Source organism: Photobacterium phosphoreum (genome assembly GCF_002954725.1).
GTDB lineage: Bacteria > Pseudomonadota > Gammaproteobacteria > Enterobacterales > Vibrionaceae > Photobacterium > Photobacterium phosphoreum.
In genome coordinates this window covers 1,674,277-1,689,703 of the sequence record NZ_MSCQ01000001.1, presented here as the reverse complement: position 1 = coordinate 1,689,703, position 15,427 = coordinate 1,674,277, and the positions used below count along the sequence as shown (strand labels likewise).

Here is a 15,427-nt window from a genome sequence, read left to right as displayed (position 1 = left end):
TCGGTATAGTCTGATATTGGTGGAGTTTATTATGGCAGAATTGCTTGTTAATCGATGTGCTTATTAGCACTTTAATACCTCTCGCATAGACTTGATAAAAGTTTGATGTAAGGTGAATACTTCCGATGCCATATTATTAACAAGCTTAATATCATCATTTATCCACTTAGGTCTATCCCAGTCATTTCGATGTTGGTCTGGAACGACACTTTGTAGACCTCCACACGTAGGAGATGATTTCTCAGCTATAAGCCTACTGAATTCATTACATTTTACCCATAACTCTTTACGTATAGTTTCTAGTTTTGGATCTATAAAGCTTTTTTCAGGACAATTCCATTCGTTAACAAATTTATCTATCTCGTCCAAGGATTTTAGGCTAAAGGAATGCTCGAAATCATGTGTGTGTAATAATTCAGATGATCTTGACCCAGATGGAAAAACTTCTAAAAATTCTTTGAATAACGATTTATCTACTGTACTTATTGTATCTACGGAAGCTCTCTGTTGAATATCATTTTGATGAAGAATCCACTTTGAGAATACATTATGCAATAAGGCTGAAATTATTAGCCCAAAGCCAAGCCAGTAATCAGTATTACTAGAGCCCATCTCGGACAGCGTGATAGTATTACCTAAATTGAGATTAAAAGACTCAATGATCCAGTTATAAACAACTAGTTTAAACGGAGTAGGTGTAAGTATTATTCCTGCGCCTAAAGTAATCACATACCAAGTTACTTTGTTATAGAAATCTGGAAACAGCCATTTTTTCCCATACTTAATTATAAATTCTTTAATTTCTTCTTTTGTAAACATAAAATTCCAATGATATTTTGTATTAACAGTATGTTATCCGAGCTTATCGTAAAACTCCAAACAAGAAGTAGAAATATAAACAACCTGCTTTTTAATCACTCATTTGAGTGATTTATGGGTATACCCCAACGAAACCAGTTCACTTCAACCTTTCACCCCGCATTGCTGCATTTAAGAAACCACTACTATTGAACCATTCAAAGGAACTGACTTAAATTGAACCAATAGGGGAGGAATCTAAAAAAGCCTAAAATCTAATAATACAACCACAATAACTCTACAACGCGCGGATAATAGATTCCCTATCGCCCTCGCGGGCATTCACTGTAGGGAATGACGGGGGGTTGGGCTTGGCATTCATTATTGATAATTGCGATCGTAAAGCTTGGTGTTCACTCAGCCTATTATCCGTCATCTCGGAAGTTGAGGCACGAAGCTATCCGTGATCTACTCACCGCGTGATTGAGCCTTAAAGATGCCAGTGGATATAAAGCAGGATCGAGGTAAACAAGGTATAAGGAAGAGCAAAATTAAAGAAGACGATTTTTGAGGGTTTAGTTTCGAAATTCATAATCATACTGTCGGAATTAATTATAGCCACAATAACCCTACGACGCGCGGTGATTAGATTCCCTATCGCCCTCGCGGGCATTCACTGTAGGGAATGACGGGGGATTTGGGTATTCAGTTTCGGAAATGATGGAAGGGGGGTTGGACATTCAATGTCTGAAACAATGGTCGTAAAGCTTGGTGTTCACTCAGCCTATTATTCACATCTCGGAAGTTGAGGTACGAAGCTATCCGTGATCTACTCACCGCGTGATTGAGCCTTAAAGACGCCAGTGGATAAAGCAGGATCGAGGTAAACAAGGTATGAGGAAGAGCAAAATTAAAGAAGACGATTTTTGAGGGGTTTAGTCTCGAAATTCATAATAATACTGTCGGAATTAATTATAGCCACAATAACTCTACGACGCGCGGTGATTAGATTCCCTATCGCCCTCGCGGGCATTCACTGTAGGGAATGACGGGGGATTTGGGCTTGGCATTCATTATTGATAATTGCGATCGTAAAGCTTGGTGTTCACTCAGCCTATTATCCGTCATCTCGGAAGTTGAGGCACGAAGCTATCCGTGATCTACTCACCGCGTGATTGAGCCTTAAAGACGCCAGTGGATATAAAGAAACAAGGTATAAGGAAGAGCAAAATTAAAGAAGACGATTTTTGAGGGGTTTAGTCTCGAAATTCATAATCATACTGTCGGAATTAATTATAGCCACAATAACCCTACGACGCGCGGTGATTAGATTCCCTATCGCCCTCGCGGGCATTCACTGTAGGGAATGACGGAGGGGTTGGAGTTTTCATTATTTTAATGCTGTTGTTAATTATCACGGCTGTTTTTTAATCATTTCTGATCGTCATATTAGCAATACTGAATAGCTTCCAATTAATAAGAAAATAATGGTGCTTCTTTTAGCTACCTTGAAAAGGACGTTGTAATTTAAATTGTACGATAGGTTACATTACCTAAGTTGAAATGTGTTTGTTATGTTTATTTTTTGTAATTAAAGTTTTATTAGATTTACTTTTTTTTGGTTTTATTATCAGTAATTTACGGCTCGCATGTTGATCTATGTGATCAATGTTTTATATTTTGCATGTTATTTAAGTATATTCTGGAAAAATCGGTCAAAAACGAGCATATTAGAGATGGGGATATGCCTGTGCAGAATGCTTTAATCAATTTTTTATTATAATGAGCTAAAATTAAATTTATTAATGTAGACGAACACTTTATATAAACCCCAAATTATACCAATTAAATTAATGGCTTATTACGTATATACCAGTGAAAAAATACTACATTCACTGGTATTGTTTTGGATATAAAGGGTAAAAATCATGTCGAAAGATATTCAATCTTCAGCAGCGAAGATCCTTGAAGGGGTTGGTGGTGCTGCTAACATTAAGTTTCTGACGTGCTGTGCAACGCGTTTACGTTTTGAATTAAACGATAACTCAATTGTAGATAAAGCCGCATTAGATGCTATTCCTGAAGTGATGGGGTGTGTTCCTCAAAGTGGCGAGCGCTACCAAATTGTTGTTGGTGGTGGTGTCGCAACGATGAACAGCGCATTGCAACAGTTAATAGAAAACCAAGCAAGTAGCGGTGCAGCTACGCCAAGCAATAATGAAACCAAAGCAGAGAGCGCATCAAATGATGATGTAAAAGCTTCACTGCGCTCTGGTGGCGTTCGTGGCAAAGTTGCTTGGGTTGATGGTTTCTTTGAATACCTTTCAGATTCGTTCCGTCCCATTTTAGGTATTTTACTTGGCGCATCATTAATTATTGCATTATGTGCCGTATTGGATGCCTTACACATTGTTGATTTTAGAGGCGAGAAGTCTGCTGGGTGGATTTTTGTCGACTCAATGTGGCATTCAGTATTCTACTTCTTGCCAATTATGGTTGCTTATAACGCCGCTAAAAAACTTAAGGTTGACCCTTGGTTAGGTGCTGCAATCATGGGCGCATTAATGACGCCTGATTTCCAAAAGCTAACTTCATTAGCGTCAACAACATCTATTAAAGATGCAACCTTAGGTACTGTCTCTCACGTTGCACACGTGTTTGGTTTACCAATGCAGCTTAATGATTACTCTGGTAACGTGTTCGTGCCGTTGATCATGGTTGCTGTATTAGCGCTGGTATATCGTTTCTTAAAGAAAATCATTCCAGATAACCTACACATGGTATTTGTACCATTCCTTTCTTTGATCATCATGATTCCGCTAACCGCGTTCTTGATTGGTCCTCTAGGGGTATGGATTGGTACTTATTTAGGTCTTGGTTTAGCTTGGCTAAATACCCATGCACCGTTTGTATTCGCGATTCTAATCCCACTACTGTACCCATTCCTTGTTCCATTGGGTCTACACTGGCCACTAAACGCACTAATGTTAATGAATATTCAAACATTAGGTTATGACTTCATTCAAGGTCCGATGGGTGTGTGGAACTTTGCTTGTTTCGGTGCGACGGCAGGTGTACTACTTATTTCACTGCGTGAGAAAGATGCCACGATGCGTCAAACCGCTTCTGGTGCTTTAGCTGCGGGTTTATTTGGTGGTATTTCTGAGCCATCACTATACGGTATTCACTTACGCTTTAAGAAAGTGTACTCACGTTTACTTCCTGGTTGTTTAGCCGGTGGTGTAACACTTGCGATTCTTGGTTCTATGTACGGCAGTGTTAAAACTCAAGCGTTTGCATTTACGTCACTATTAACGATTCCAGTGTTCCATCCAATGTGGGTTTACGCAGTATCAATCGCTGTTGCTTTCGTTGTGCCAATGGTATTGATTTTCATCTTTGATTATCGTACAGCAGAAGAAAAAGCCGCTCATAAAGAATAAGATTAATTTTATTCGCTGATCGATAAACAATCCCGTGATGAAAATCGCGGGATTTTTTTGTGCCTAAAATAGAGAGTATTTGATTTTTGGGGGGCTGCTTTGAGGTGATCATACCGATGAGATTAATTATGGCGGTCAATTTTTTTGAGAATGAATTAGCGGTGATATTATTTTTATCGTCATCGAGTTATAGCTGTGGTGATTATTATTGTTTAATTTAAAACCAAATCAGCATATTTAATTTATAAATTAGTTGAGTGGTTCTATTTTAATTCTTATTTAGAAAGTAAATAATAGATGCTTATTACAAAACATTAACAACTATTACTTATTATTCATGTTACATAGGTTACAAAGGTTACTTATTAGAGATTAAATTAATTGTTTTAAATGGCGGATTTTTAGTTACTTTGTTATTTATAATCAATTACTTACACTTATTTCTTTAACGTTGAATACATTTGTTTCATTGTGATCTGGATTATAATTTAGAACTATAATTAATTACTTATTTGTAACTTTGACTGTCATCAAGTTATATTATTCAACGCATTTTTATACTAGTGCCTGAAATAGATATAAAAGAAGTGTTAGCAAATGACTACGGGGGTATGTCGCTAATGCTTAGTCTTATTTCTGATTAATATACTCAGGAGCAAACAATGTTCACTAACGCAATTACCATTGGTAATTGGAGCTGGCCTCTAACTGCGAAAGTGTTCACCAAATGCTTATTTGTTTTTGAAAATGATTTAGAAAAAGAGATGTCATTAGCGTCTTATATTTATTTCATCGACAAGTTTAGAGTTCATCTCAAGGAGAGAAGGTCATGAAAGCCTTTTTCAGTAAGTTATCTCAAGCGGTAATGCTACCGATAGCCTTGCTACCTGCTGCTGGTATTATGCTAGGGCTGGGTGGTAGTTTTACTAACCAAAGTATGATTGATGCGTACCAAATTGGTATTTTGCAAGACGGAACACTTTTAAATAGTTTCCTACAGGTTATGACCGCAGCTGGCGGTATCGTCTTCGCAAACTTACCATTAATGTTCGCACTTGCTATTGCTATCGGTTTTGCGCGTGCAGAAAAAGGTGCTGCTGCACTGGCTGCAACGATTGCATACTTAGTAATGAACGTTGCGATTGCAAAAACACTGACGGTTGCGGGTATGGTTGATACCACCAACAACACAGTAGTGTTAATGGGCAATCATTACGCAGGTGTACTTGCTGATGTATTAGGTATTCAAAATACACTGAGTATGGGTGTATTTGGTGGTCTTATTGCTGGTGGTCTTACTGTTATTCTTCATAACAAATACCATGACATTAAGTTACCTGAATTCCTTGGCTTCTTTGGTGGCGCACGTTTCGTACCGATCATCAGTGCATTCTCGGCATTGTTCTACGGTATTGCATTAGTATTCGTATGGCCATACATCGGTGCTGCATTCGGTTCTATCGGTGCAACGCTAGGTGAAATGACAGCTTCTGGTCATGGTTACATTGCATCGTTCATTTTCGGTATTATCGAGCGTGCATTGATTCCTGTTGGTCTACACCATGTGTTCTATCTTCCATTATGGCAGACAGAAATTGGTGGTACTGCTGAAATCGCAGGTCATGTGTTTAAGGGTACGCAAAATATCTTCTTTGGCTCTTTAGCTAACGGTGATTATTCACAGTTCTCTTCAACTAACTTCATGACAGGTAAATTCCCATTCATGATGTTCGGTTTACCTGCTGCAGCTTACGCGATGTACACTGTTGCTGATAAAGAAAACAAGACAGCGGTAGGTGGTTTATTATTCTCTGTTGCGCTTACAGCGTTCCTAACAGGTATTACTGAACCAATTGAATTTACGTTCCTATTCTTATCTGCACCGCTTTACTACTTCATTCACGTTCCTCTAGCTGGCCTATCATTTATGATCATGGACTTGCTACAGGTTAAAGTGGGTATGACATTCAGTGGTGGTTTCATTGACTTCGCCTTGTTTGGTATGTTGCCAGGTCTAACGGGTACTGAGAACCATTGGTACTACATTCCACTACTTGGTCTAATCTATGGTCCAGTATACTTCTTCTTGTTCCGTTGGTTCATTCTGAAGTTTGACGTTAAAACTCCGGGCCGTAAGGGTAGTGCAGTTGCCGTTGTGCGTAAGAAAGATTACCACGCATCAAAAGCTGCTGGTGGCGCAAATGACGCTCAAGCTGATGAGATGATTGAAGCATTAGGCGGTAAAGATAATATCGTTGATGTTGATGCCTGTATTACCCGTTTACGTATCACTGTGAAAGATGGTGATTTAGTAAAAGATAATCAATATTGGACTCAGCATTTAGGCGCGAAAGGCTTAGTGAAGATTGGTAGCACAGGTATTCAAGCTATCTACGGCGCACAAGCTGCAGGCTTTAAAGCGCAAATTAACGCTAAACTCGGTAAGTAAGAATACTAATGGGCTTTAAATTGAAATACCGACGTATCGGTACCTTCATGATTGATATGGCAATTGTTCAGATGTTCGCGATGGTGGGTCGCGACATCTACCTTGGAATCATTGCTTATCTTTCTGATGGTACAGGCATAACGCTGTCGTTAAACGATACTATGGCATTACCCGCATTGTTGTTATTGTTGATGGGATTAATGGTGTTATTTATTGGTGTCTTTATGGGTTATCAATGGATCTGTTATCGCTTATTAGGAACGTCATTATCACGTTACTTATTGAGTGTGCAGGTGATTACGATTGATGATCAACCATTAACAAAACAACGTTACTTAAAGCGTGAATTTAATAAAATTTACCTTTGTGTCGCAACGTTGGGGTTATATCCACTTTATAGTGGTGCTCAATATTTAGCTTTTTCAAATCCACCGTGGCATGATCGTACCAACCATACGACCGTTGTTGAACGTTGATTTAATTCAGTCTTAACCTTGTTTATATGTAGAAACCGCAGCCATTTCACATTGATGAAGTGCTGCGGTTTTTTTTGATCTGATGATTCGGTGTGACTAACTTTTTATTGTCAGCGGTATATAACGAACAGCGGTAATGAGAACTGATAGGACGACTCAGAAAACGATATAATCGCTCTGTAATTTGATGTCAAAAGCCAGCACAAGGCTGGCTATGAAGGTAGGGGGATGCTTATAAAGAGATAAAGAACAGAATTAAAACAGGGACTAATAAACTTAAAATAAAACCACTTACAATTGCAATTGGCACGCAGCGAATACCACCGCTGTTTTGAATAACCGGTAGCGTAAAGTCCATTGCTGTCGCGCCTGCATAACCTATTGCGGTGTTTGGATAGCGATTAATCAACAGTGGGATCATGATCAGTGCTAGCATTTCACGCAGTAGCTCATTTAAGAAGGCTGCGCCACCATAGATATTACCTAAACCATCGCCAATCAATATGCCTGCCAATGAATACCAACCAAAACCAGATGCCATCGCTAAGCCATTATTAATTGGAATGCCGAGTAATAACGCAGCAATAATGCCGCCTAATAATGATGTCACGAGGATCACTGCTGCAATGATGACACCTTTCTTATTCAGTATAATTTGCTTCAGGGTCATGCCGCTATTTCGGAGTTGGATCCCAACAAAAAACAGTAGCAATAATAAGATGTTTTCGCTCGCTTGTTCTACCCACGACAGATCAACGTTTAACAGTAGTCCGATAATTAACCCTAGCGCAACCACGATGACTAATTTTACTGATTCCTGCATCATTTTTGCTAAGGGTACTTTACGCTGAACATGAGAAGTAGGCGTTGGCCATAACCGATCAAGCCAAGGCAATGCGAGCAGATTACACGCCGAAATTGAGATAAAAAAGGTAAATGTATAGAGCAGAATTTGACCTAAATTCTGGCTGAGATTATCCAGCCCTGCCAAACTTAATCCCATTAAAGCTAAGATCACTAATACTAAGCGACTCGTTTGGGTATTAATAAATTCAAGGATATTGGTTTTTTTTATCGGGATTAAATACCCCAGCACCAACGGTAGAAAAATTAGCAGGATCCCCGATAACATATTTATCCTTATATGTATAAAACAGCGTTGAAGTGATCTTTGGAATATCTTACATACGGTGCTGTTGTAACAACATCATAATAAGTGATTAAAGATTAAGCGTTGAATTTGTGACGAATATAACATAAAGCAGCAGAAAGAATATAGATATCAATAGGAAAGAAGCAGCTTAAAGTCTCTGAAAAGTGTATGAATATGTGTCAGAGCGTATCGTCTAATGGGGAGTTAGACGAACGCAGACATTACATCATAGAAGCAATCAATAGCATTAGATGCCACAGTTATGGGTGATCTGTTTTAATTGATGATCAAATTCAAATTCTGACAGGTTGGTTAATTCATACATCACTTCAGCCCCTGCTAGATTTAATTCAACGTCATGATCATTTATTGCATCATCATTGGCTTTAAACAGTAGCAAGTGATGCGCCATACGAGCGATAGTTAAATAACTGATGTCATTCTCATGGAGAAGGGACGTTGTATTGGTTGCGACAGCGATATAATCTTCATCAAACCCCCATTGGGTCAGAACAATCTGACTGGCTAATGCGCAGTTATCCTGAAAAATATACTTAGCGATATTAAAATCGAGATAATTGCCTTGCTCAATAAAATACGCATATTCATTTATTAATCCAAATAAACCAATGTCAGCAAGTAGACCGGTTAATAACGCTTTTTCAGGCTCAAGTTTTAAGGGGTAATTACTATGAAGCTGCATTTTTTGACAAATTAGTGCCATCGTCGCTGCAAATTGACGTGAATGAAAAGCACTATTTTTAAGTAGTTGGTTACATTCAATGTTTTCAATGGTGGTGTTTTTTAATGAATATATTGTTTGAGCTGTAATGATATCTCTAATTCGAGTAATACCTAACCGGGATACGGCAGTGACAATATCGTGACAGATAATATTACGACGATTAAATATGATGGAGTTGGCGGTTCGAATAATATTGGCCGTTAACACGGGATCATCAATTAATAAATTTGCGACGTCATGAATAGTTGTTTCAGGATTTTTGCACAATTTATTCAAGGTTAGCAGTGTATCTGGAATGGACGGTAAGGTTAACCGATTATCGCGTGCTGATTTTTTTATCGAAAGGCAAAGATTCGACTGAATAGCGCGGATGTGGTGGTTATTAGCTTCCAGCCAAAAAAAAGATAAGTGTGGCATCGAATAATTACAGTGGTAAGAGATGTTATAAGTGTACGCATTATTGGTAGATGCACAAAGCGTAAACTGTTGTATTTTTGACATAGTTAACGCTTGAGTCGCTGAATATGGCTATTATTATTAATTATTAATTAAGTTGTGATCTTGCAATAATTGCAAGAGAAAGTGAATTGTAGTCTCTGCAGTTGGATGGTGAATTAAAGATTGTTTATGTTTGATGTCAATGGGTAATATTTCTAACCAACGTTGACAAACCCAAGTAGCATTGTTGTAGTTAGAGTGTTGATAATAAGTGTTAATTTCTGGAACCGAGTCAAAGAGTAGGTTGAGTTTATCGGCTAACATCTGGCTATCGGCATTGATCGGAATAGTTGGCCAAGAATGGCATGGTTCATAAACGGCAGTCAGTAAATTATCGTACGCCATAGTGAGGCTTGAAACTGAAATTGTATCAGTACCTTCAACCATAATTTCTAATAATCCATCATCACGAGTGTTAAAATCGACAATAGTTACCACTGTCGCGATAACTGGAATATTAGTAACCGTTTCTGGGGAGCTATTGGGTGCGATCATACCCAGAGCGAATGGGTGATTATTTGCCATCGCTTCTGTCACCATGCGAATATCACAGACTCTTGAGATAACCAGTTTTAGCCGTCCACCGGGTAATATATGCTTGCTATGGGGTAATAATGCGATGGAATTCATATTTTAACCTTGTCGTTTTTGTTCTGCTTACAAGAAACCTTACTAAGGGTAGCACTATATATTTAGTTGAGAGTAAGTATAAAAAAGCGTGAATTGTTAATTTGTTTCATAAATTTTCGATTAAAAATATGCGAGCAATCTCATATTCGAATGCTCGTTGTATCATCTGTTGCGGCTATGAGCATAAAATAGCTCGTCAAATCATTGACACTGAAAGTGATAAAGATTGGATGTGTTTTTAGTTGTTATGGATAATATCTGGAGCATGAGTTATGACGTCAATAAAAGATGATTATTTAAATTATTTAGCTAAATTTGGATCGCAAGAAAGAAGGTCAATGTTTGGTGGTACGGGGATTTTTATTAATAGTGCTATGTTTGCCATCGTAACCCCAAACTCAATGTATATTCGTGGAGGGGATGATCTTGATGAAAAATTACTTAACGCGGGCTGTGAAAAGTTTAGACATATAAAGAAAAGTAAAACCGCAACGGTTAATTATTATGAGATCAAAAATTTGTTTTTAACGGAACAATCTCAATGTGATCAGCTTGTAGAACAATCTATTGCCTTTTCTTGTCGTGACAAAAGTTTCAAATCTTCCGAATCAAATCGTCGTTTGCGTGATTTACCTAATATGCGTTTAACACTTGAACGCATGGTAAAAAAAGCCGGTGTATTGGATGTTGATACGTTTTTTGATGCTGGTGCTGTAAATGTATTTCGTCGTGTGTGTGAACATAATGGCCAAGAATTAGATTATAAATTATTGTGGATATTTGCGGGTGCTATTCATGGCGGGCATTGGCAGTTATTAAGTGAAGATCATAAGCAACAATTATTAGATGAATATCATCAACAAACTCATTAAAGGCATAGCTAATTGATAATCTGAGTCTATTTAGATGATGTAGCTGAGAATACGTGATTTTTTTGTTATGCTGGCGACAATTATGTTGCTGTGGCTAAATTATGCAATTATCTAAATTGTCAGGGTCTGTTTTATCGGGATTACATTGTTTCTTGATTGCAGCTGATCAAATGAGCTTTACACGTGCGGCTGAGATATTATGCCTTACTCAGAGCGCGGTAAGTCATAAAATTAAAAATCTTGAAGATACCCTAGACGTCCAATTATTTATTCGACAACATCGAAAATTAGTTTTGACCGATGAAGGTCTGCGTTTAAAACAAGTCTTAGCAACGAATTTTGGGGATATTATTCATGAAATTCGTGATTTAAAAAGTTCTGAATTAAGTGGTGATTTAACCATTTCAGTCCCACCCACTTTTGCACAAACATGGTTAGTTCCTCGGTTAACGTCTTTTATTGATAAGTACCCTAATGTGCGGATTCATTTACGTACGCGGAATGATTTAGTTGATTTTCAAACGGAAAGTTATGATTGTGCTATTTATTTTGGAAATGGTATCTACCCAAGTTTAGCGGTCGATAAACTGCTGGAAGAAAGTATGTTTCCGGTATGTAGCCATGATTATGCGTTAAAATATCAACTTTATAATAAGCCTGAAAATTTAATTCATTGCTTATTACTGCATGATGCAGCACCGTGGGCAAGAGCGGGGCGTAATGATGAATGGCAATTTTGGGCGCAACATTTTAAGGTAATATTACCCGATAATGGTTGTACTTTTGATCGGGCTGATTTAGCCATTAAAGCAGCAACAACGGGGATGGGGGTCGCGATGGCAAGGCAATCATTTGTTGCTGAACAATTAGCAACATCGCGCTTAGTTTCCCCTTTTGATATGACAGTAAATTCTGCGCACAGTTATTACGTTGTGTGTCGTAAAGATATGCAAACCTCGCCTAAAATCAAAGCGTTTAAAGATTGGCTTCTTAGTGAGATCTACATGTAATGGCGGTGTGGGTATCATGATCAAAAAAAGGCACTTTACGCGCCTTTTTGTCGTATATTTATGATGTACCAAACGACTCATTAAACGGTAGGTTTATTTAATGAGTTCATTACCTGAAAGTTCATTTTTTTCAAAACTAGCGAGATTTTCTAATGTCGTTTGAGCAATACTGCCGAGCGCTTCTTCTGTTAAAAAGGCTTGGTGGCCTGTAAATAATACGTTATGGCATGACGATAAACGACGGAATACATCATCTTGAATAATGTCATTTGATTTATCTTGGAAGAATAAATCTTTTTCGTTTTCGTAAACATCAACCCCTAACGCACTAATAATACCGCTTTTTAATGCCTCAACGGCATCGCTTGAGTTAAGTAAACCACCACGACTGGTATTGATAACCATCATCCCTCGGCGCATTTTTGCAAACGCTTTACGATTTAGCATATGATAATTTTCTTTGCTCATTGGGCAATGAAGTGTGATCACATGTGCTTGTGCGTAAATTTCATCAAGGGTGCAGTAGGTGACACCTAACTCTAGTGCTATCGGGTTTGGATAAGGGTCATAAGCAAGAATATTCATGCCGAGCCCTTTTAGAATTCGAATTGTCGCAATACCAATTCTGCCTGTACCAATAACACCGACGGTACGACCATGGAAATTATAACCGGTTAAGCCTTCGAGTGAGAAATTCGCATCACGGGTACGTTGATAAGCGCGGTGAATACGACGATTTAGGCTTAACATTAATCCTAACGTATGTTCAGCAATGGATTCAGGAGAATAAGCCGGAACAGTGACAACCTGTAAATTTAATGCCTTGGCTGCGTCAAGATCGACTCTATCAAAGCCAGCACAACGCATGGCGATAATTTTCACCCCTTGTTCTGCTAATATTTTGAGAACGGGTTCACTAAGGTCGTCATTAACAAATGCACAAATAGCGTCAAAACCTTCAGCCATTTTTGCAGTGTGATGATTGAGTTGAAAATCAAAATAAGTGAGCTGTTGATGGAATTCTTTATTCGTATGCGCAAATGATTTTTGGTCATACCTTTTGGTGCTAAAAACAGCTATTTTCATAATATCACTCCATAAACACGGTTTGTTACTTAGTCATTATTGACGTTTAATACGCGAATATCTGACTAAATCACACGGTTATTATGTGATCAAGATAACAAGTTTGTTGTAAATAGCAAATAAATTGTATGACAAAATAAGCACACTAAAATAACGGTTATGGTAGTACTGCTGTGGCTAAGTGGTTCATGCTATGATTTGGATAGTTTATTGCAATTTACTTTATTTTTGGGATTCAATATGTTGAAAAAAATTCTTGCTAGTGCTGGCGCGGTTGCGATCATTGCTTGTGGTCCCTTGGCGACAGGGCAAATTGGGCAGAGTATCTATACGGGTGCGGTTGAAAATTACCATAGTCCTTATTTGTCTATTACCAATAAAAGCTTTGAACGTGGTTATTTTTCCTCTAATGCGGTGTCTCGTATTGAGCTTAAAAATCAATTAAAAGCGGAGTTTGCAGAGCAAGGGTTACCGACTGTCTGGTTGGTGAAACACCATATTGAAAATGGCTTTTTAGGGGTTAAATCTACCAGTGAATTTGTGATTGATAAACAAATAGCGCCAATAGTAAATCAAATTTGGGGTAAGAATGTTGCGCCAATGCAAATTGTAACTGATTCTGGTTTCACAGGATCAACCCATTTTGTAATGACTGTTAACCCAATGGATTATAAGAAAAAAGATGGTGTAAGTGCCATCAGTGACAAGTTTGTTGTGCAAGGTGAATTTGATCCTGAAAACAGTAAGAGTCAATTTAGTTACAGCCTACCCGCATTAACGATCACGACACCTGATAAAGAAAGTATGGTCGTAAATAATATTGATGGTGAAGGTCAAGGCCAAATGCAAGGGAACTTTTGGATTGGACATCAAACCTTCAGTTTAGAAAATGCAAAATTTACCGCGTCTGATCAACATCAATTTATTGCGATTGATGGCGTTAATGTTGCGATGAATAATGCGTTGAGTCAGCCACAAGGTGAGAAAAACCCGACGGAAGCAACTCAGCAGGTGACCAATACGAACACTATTCAGGTTGCGAAATTAACCACGCTTGATGGTCAACATTATCAAGATATTGCCTTTAAGTTAGCGCTAAAAGATTTAAATTATAAAGCGATTACTCAATTAGCTGCGATGGAGCAATCACCACAAGCGACGCAAGATCCTGCTCAAATTAAACAAGCAATGTTAGCATTAGATTTATTAATTGCTCATGGTGCTAGTGTCGATTTATCACAGCTAAGTGTGAAGACACCGCAGGGAGTCGTTAACGCACAGCTGTTATTAAATATTAAGCCTGGATTAGAGCATGCATCAACCAACCTTACCGCGGTTACTGATCAATTAAGTGGTAATATTAATATTGTTCTTCCTGAAGCATTGGTGGCTAAAGAGCCATTGTTGGCGGCGAAGTTACCAATATTAGTTAATCAAAAAATTGTCACTCAACAAAATGGCAACTATCAGCTTCAGGTGAAGATTGTTGCTGATCAGTTAGAGTTTTCTTCTGGCGCAAAATTACCATTAGCAATGATGGCACTATTATTGCATTAATTTCAGTGTAGTGGGCAAGTACTAATAAACGCTTACTCTCAGGGTAAGCGTTTTTTTAGGTTCGATAAAATCAATAATTATCATGATGTTATCTTTTTTTATGATAAATATGTCCAAAATGGAACATTGATATTTAGTAAATTTAAATATTTAGACTTAACTTAATATTATAGGTACAGGTTTTTTAATTAAGATTTCAAGGGATTAAACCTGATCGACGACAGAAAAAGTACGTTGGGAGAAGGTATGGAGTCATTAAAAGTCAAAGACTATATGAATACTCGTCCGGTTACATTTACCGAGAGTATGTCACTGTCTGCTGCGTTAGATAAACTATTAACGGCAAAACAGATTGGTGGACCGGTTATTAATGAGCATAAACAAGTGGTGGGTTTTATCTCTGAACAAGATATGATTCATAAATTACTTAAAGTCAGTTATCACTGCCAAGATAGCCATACCGTTAGTGAGTGTATGCGAACTGATGTGCTTACGGTATCGGGCAATGACACTATTATTGTGTTAGCTGAAACCATGACAGGGCAAAAGCCTAAAATATACCCTGTGGTTGATGACGGTCGTTTGGTAGGCGTTATTACCCGTCGTGATGTATTAACGGCGATCAGTAATCAAATTGGTGCTTGTTTTAAACATCCATTATGATCAATGATTAACTAGATATAGTAATAACAAAGGGCGCATTTAGCGCT

General features: G+C 38.0%; 12 protein-coding genes. 7 read left to right on the top strand and 5 right to left on the bottom strand.

The genetic code is table 11. The annotated features are described in order from the left end of the window. Positions 1 to 63: 63 nt before the first annotated feature. Complete coding sequence (locus BTO21_RS07325; RefSeq protein WP_045031353.1) at positions 64 to 819, bottom strand: hypothetical protein; 756 nt, start codon at positions 817 to 819, stop codon at positions 64 to 66. 1,907 nt (positions 820 to 2,726) lie between these two features. Here BTO21_RS07325 and BTO21_RS07320 point away from each other — a divergent pair. The 3 genes from BTO21_RS07320 to BTO21_RS07310 all read left to right on the top strand — a co-directional run bounded on the left by BTO21_RS07320 (position 2,727) and on the right by BTO21_RS07310 (position 7,166). After that, positions 2,727 to 4,241: a PTS transporter subunit EIIC gene (locus tag BTO21_RS07320; RefSeq protein ID WP_045032729.1), complete on the top strand. Its 1,515-nt coding sequence runs from the start codon at positions 2,727 to 2,729 to the stop codon at positions 4,239 to 4,241. Positions 4,242 to 5,070: 829 nt separating this feature from the next. After that, positions 5,071 to 6,690, top strand: a complete 1,620-nt coding sequence (locus BTO21_RS07315) for a PTS transporter subunit EIIC (protein ID WP_045032727.1) — start codon at positions 5,071 to 5,073, stop codon at positions 6,688 to 6,690. Positions 6,691 to 6,698: 8 nt separating this feature from the next. Continuing rightward, complete coding sequence (locus tag BTO21_RS07310) at positions 6,699 to 7,166, top strand: RDD family protein (protein ID WP_045032725.1); 468 nt, start codon at positions 6,699 to 6,701, stop codon at positions 7,164 to 7,166. 232 nt (positions 7,167 to 7,398) lie between these two features. Here BTO21_RS07310 and BTO21_RS07305 read toward each other — a convergent pair whose 3' ends face one another. The 3 genes from BTO21_RS07305 to BTO21_RS07295 form a co-directional block, all read right to left on the bottom strand. After that, positions 7,399 to 8,298, bottom strand: coding sequence for a LysO family transporter (locus tag BTO21_RS07305; protein ID WP_045032723.1), 900 nt, complete (start codon positions 8,296 to 8,298; stop codon positions 7,399 to 7,401). 268 nt (positions 8,299 to 8,566) lie between these two features. Then, positions 8,567 to 9,565 (bottom strand): HDOD domain-containing protein, encoded by a 999-nt coding sequence (locus BTO21_RS07300; RefSeq protein ID WP_373455467.1) that lies wholly within the window; start codon positions 9,563 to 9,565, stop codon positions 8,567 to 8,569. Between the two features lie 36 nt (positions 9,566 to 9,601). Then, a complete protein-coding gene (locus BTO21_RS07295; protein WP_045032721.1) occupies positions 9,602 to 10,192 on the bottom strand; it encodes an LON peptidase substrate-binding domain-containing protein in 591 nt (196 codons plus the stop codon). 272 nt (positions 10,193 to 10,464) lie between these two features. Between BTO21_RS07295 and BTO21_RS07290 the strand changes: the two genes are divergently transcribed. Together BTO21_RS07290 and dsdC are read left to right on the top strand one after the other, a co-directional pair. Then, a complete protein-coding gene (locus BTO21_RS07290; protein WP_045032719.1) occupies positions 10,465 to 11,064 on the top strand; it encodes a TfoX/Sxy family DNA transformation protein in 600 nt (199 codons plus the stop codon). Positions 11,065 to 11,165: 101 nt separating this feature from the next. After that, positions 11,166 to 12,074 (top strand): DNA-binding transcriptional regulator DsdC, encoded by a 909-nt coding sequence (gene dsdC / locus BTO21_RS07285; RefSeq protein ID WP_045032717.1) that lies wholly within the window; start codon positions 11,166 to 11,168, stop codon positions 12,072 to 12,074. A 93-nt stretch (positions 12,075 to 12,167) separates the two neighbouring features. Here the strand turns inward: dsdC and BTO21_RS07280 are convergent, their stop codons facing one another. Next, positions 12,168 to 13,160: a 2-hydroxyacid dehydrogenase gene (locus BTO21_RS07280; protein WP_045032715.1), complete on the bottom strand. Its 993-nt coding sequence runs from the start codon at positions 13,158 to 13,160 to the stop codon at positions 12,168 to 12,170. Between the two features lie 240 nt (positions 13,161 to 13,400). Between BTO21_RS07280 and BTO21_RS07275 the strand changes: the two genes are divergently transcribed. Both BTO21_RS07275 and BTO21_RS07270 read left to right on the top strand, forming a co-directional pair. Beyond that, positions 13,401 to 14,717 (top strand): DUF945 family protein, encoded by a 1,317-nt coding sequence (locus tag BTO21_RS07275; protein WP_045032713.1) that lies wholly within the window; start codon positions 13,401 to 13,403, stop codon positions 14,715 to 14,717. A 246-nt stretch (positions 14,718 to 14,963) separates the two neighbouring features. After that, entirely contained in the window at positions 14,964 to 15,380 is a 417-nt protein-coding gene (locus BTO21_RS07270; RefSeq protein ID WP_045032710.1) for a CBS domain-containing protein, read from the top strand. Positions 15,381 to 15,427: the final 47 nt, after the last annotated feature.

Bases quoted from the DNA above. Each gene is read 5' to 3' on its own strand.
- BTO21_RS07270 (WP_045032710.1), top strand. From the start codon at position 14,964: ATGGAGTCATTAAAAGTCAAAGACTATATGAATACTCGTCCGGTTACA.
- BTO21_RS07315 (WP_045032727.1), top strand. From the start codon at position 5,071: ATGAAAGCCTTTTTCAGTAAGTTATCTCAAGCGGTAATGCTACCGATA.
- BTO21_RS07290 (WP_045032719.1), top strand. From the start codon at position 10,465: ATGACGTCAATAAAAGATGATTATTTAAATTATTTAGCTAAATTTGGA.
- dsdC (WP_045032717.1), top strand. From the start codon at position 11,166: ATGCAATTATCTAAATTGTCAGGGTCTGTTTTATCGGGATTACATTGT.
- BTO21_RS07305 (WP_045032723.1), bottom strand. From the start codon at position 8,298: ATGTTATCGGGGATCCTGCTAATTTTTCTACCGTTGGTGCTGGGGTAT.
- BTO21_RS07320 (WP_045032729.1), top strand. From the start codon at position 2,727: ATGTCGAAAGATATTCAATCTTCAGCAGCGAAGATCCTTGAAGGGGTT.
- BTO21_RS07310 (WP_045032725.1), top strand. From the start codon at position 6,699: ATGGGCTTTAAATTGAAATACCGACGTATCGGTACCTTCATGATTGAT.
- BTO21_RS07280 (WP_045032715.1), bottom strand. From the start codon at position 13,160: ATGAAAATAGCTGTTTTTAGCACCAAAAGGTATGACCAAAAATCATTT.
- BTO21_RS07300 (WP_373455467.1), bottom strand. From the start codon at position 9,565: ATGTCAAAAATACAACAGTTTACGCTTTGTGCATCTACCAATAATGCG.
- BTO21_RS07275 (WP_045032713.1), top strand. From the start codon at position 13,401: ATGTTGAAAAAAATTCTTGCTAGTGCTGGCGCGGTTGCGATCATTGCT.
- BTO21_RS07325 (WP_045031353.1), bottom strand. From the start codon at position 819: ATGTTTACAAAAGAAGAAATTAAAGAATTTATAATTAAGTATGGGAAA.
- BTO21_RS07295 (WP_045032721.1), bottom strand. From the start codon at position 10,192: ATGAATTCCATCGCATTATTACCCCATAGCAAGCATATATTACCCGGT.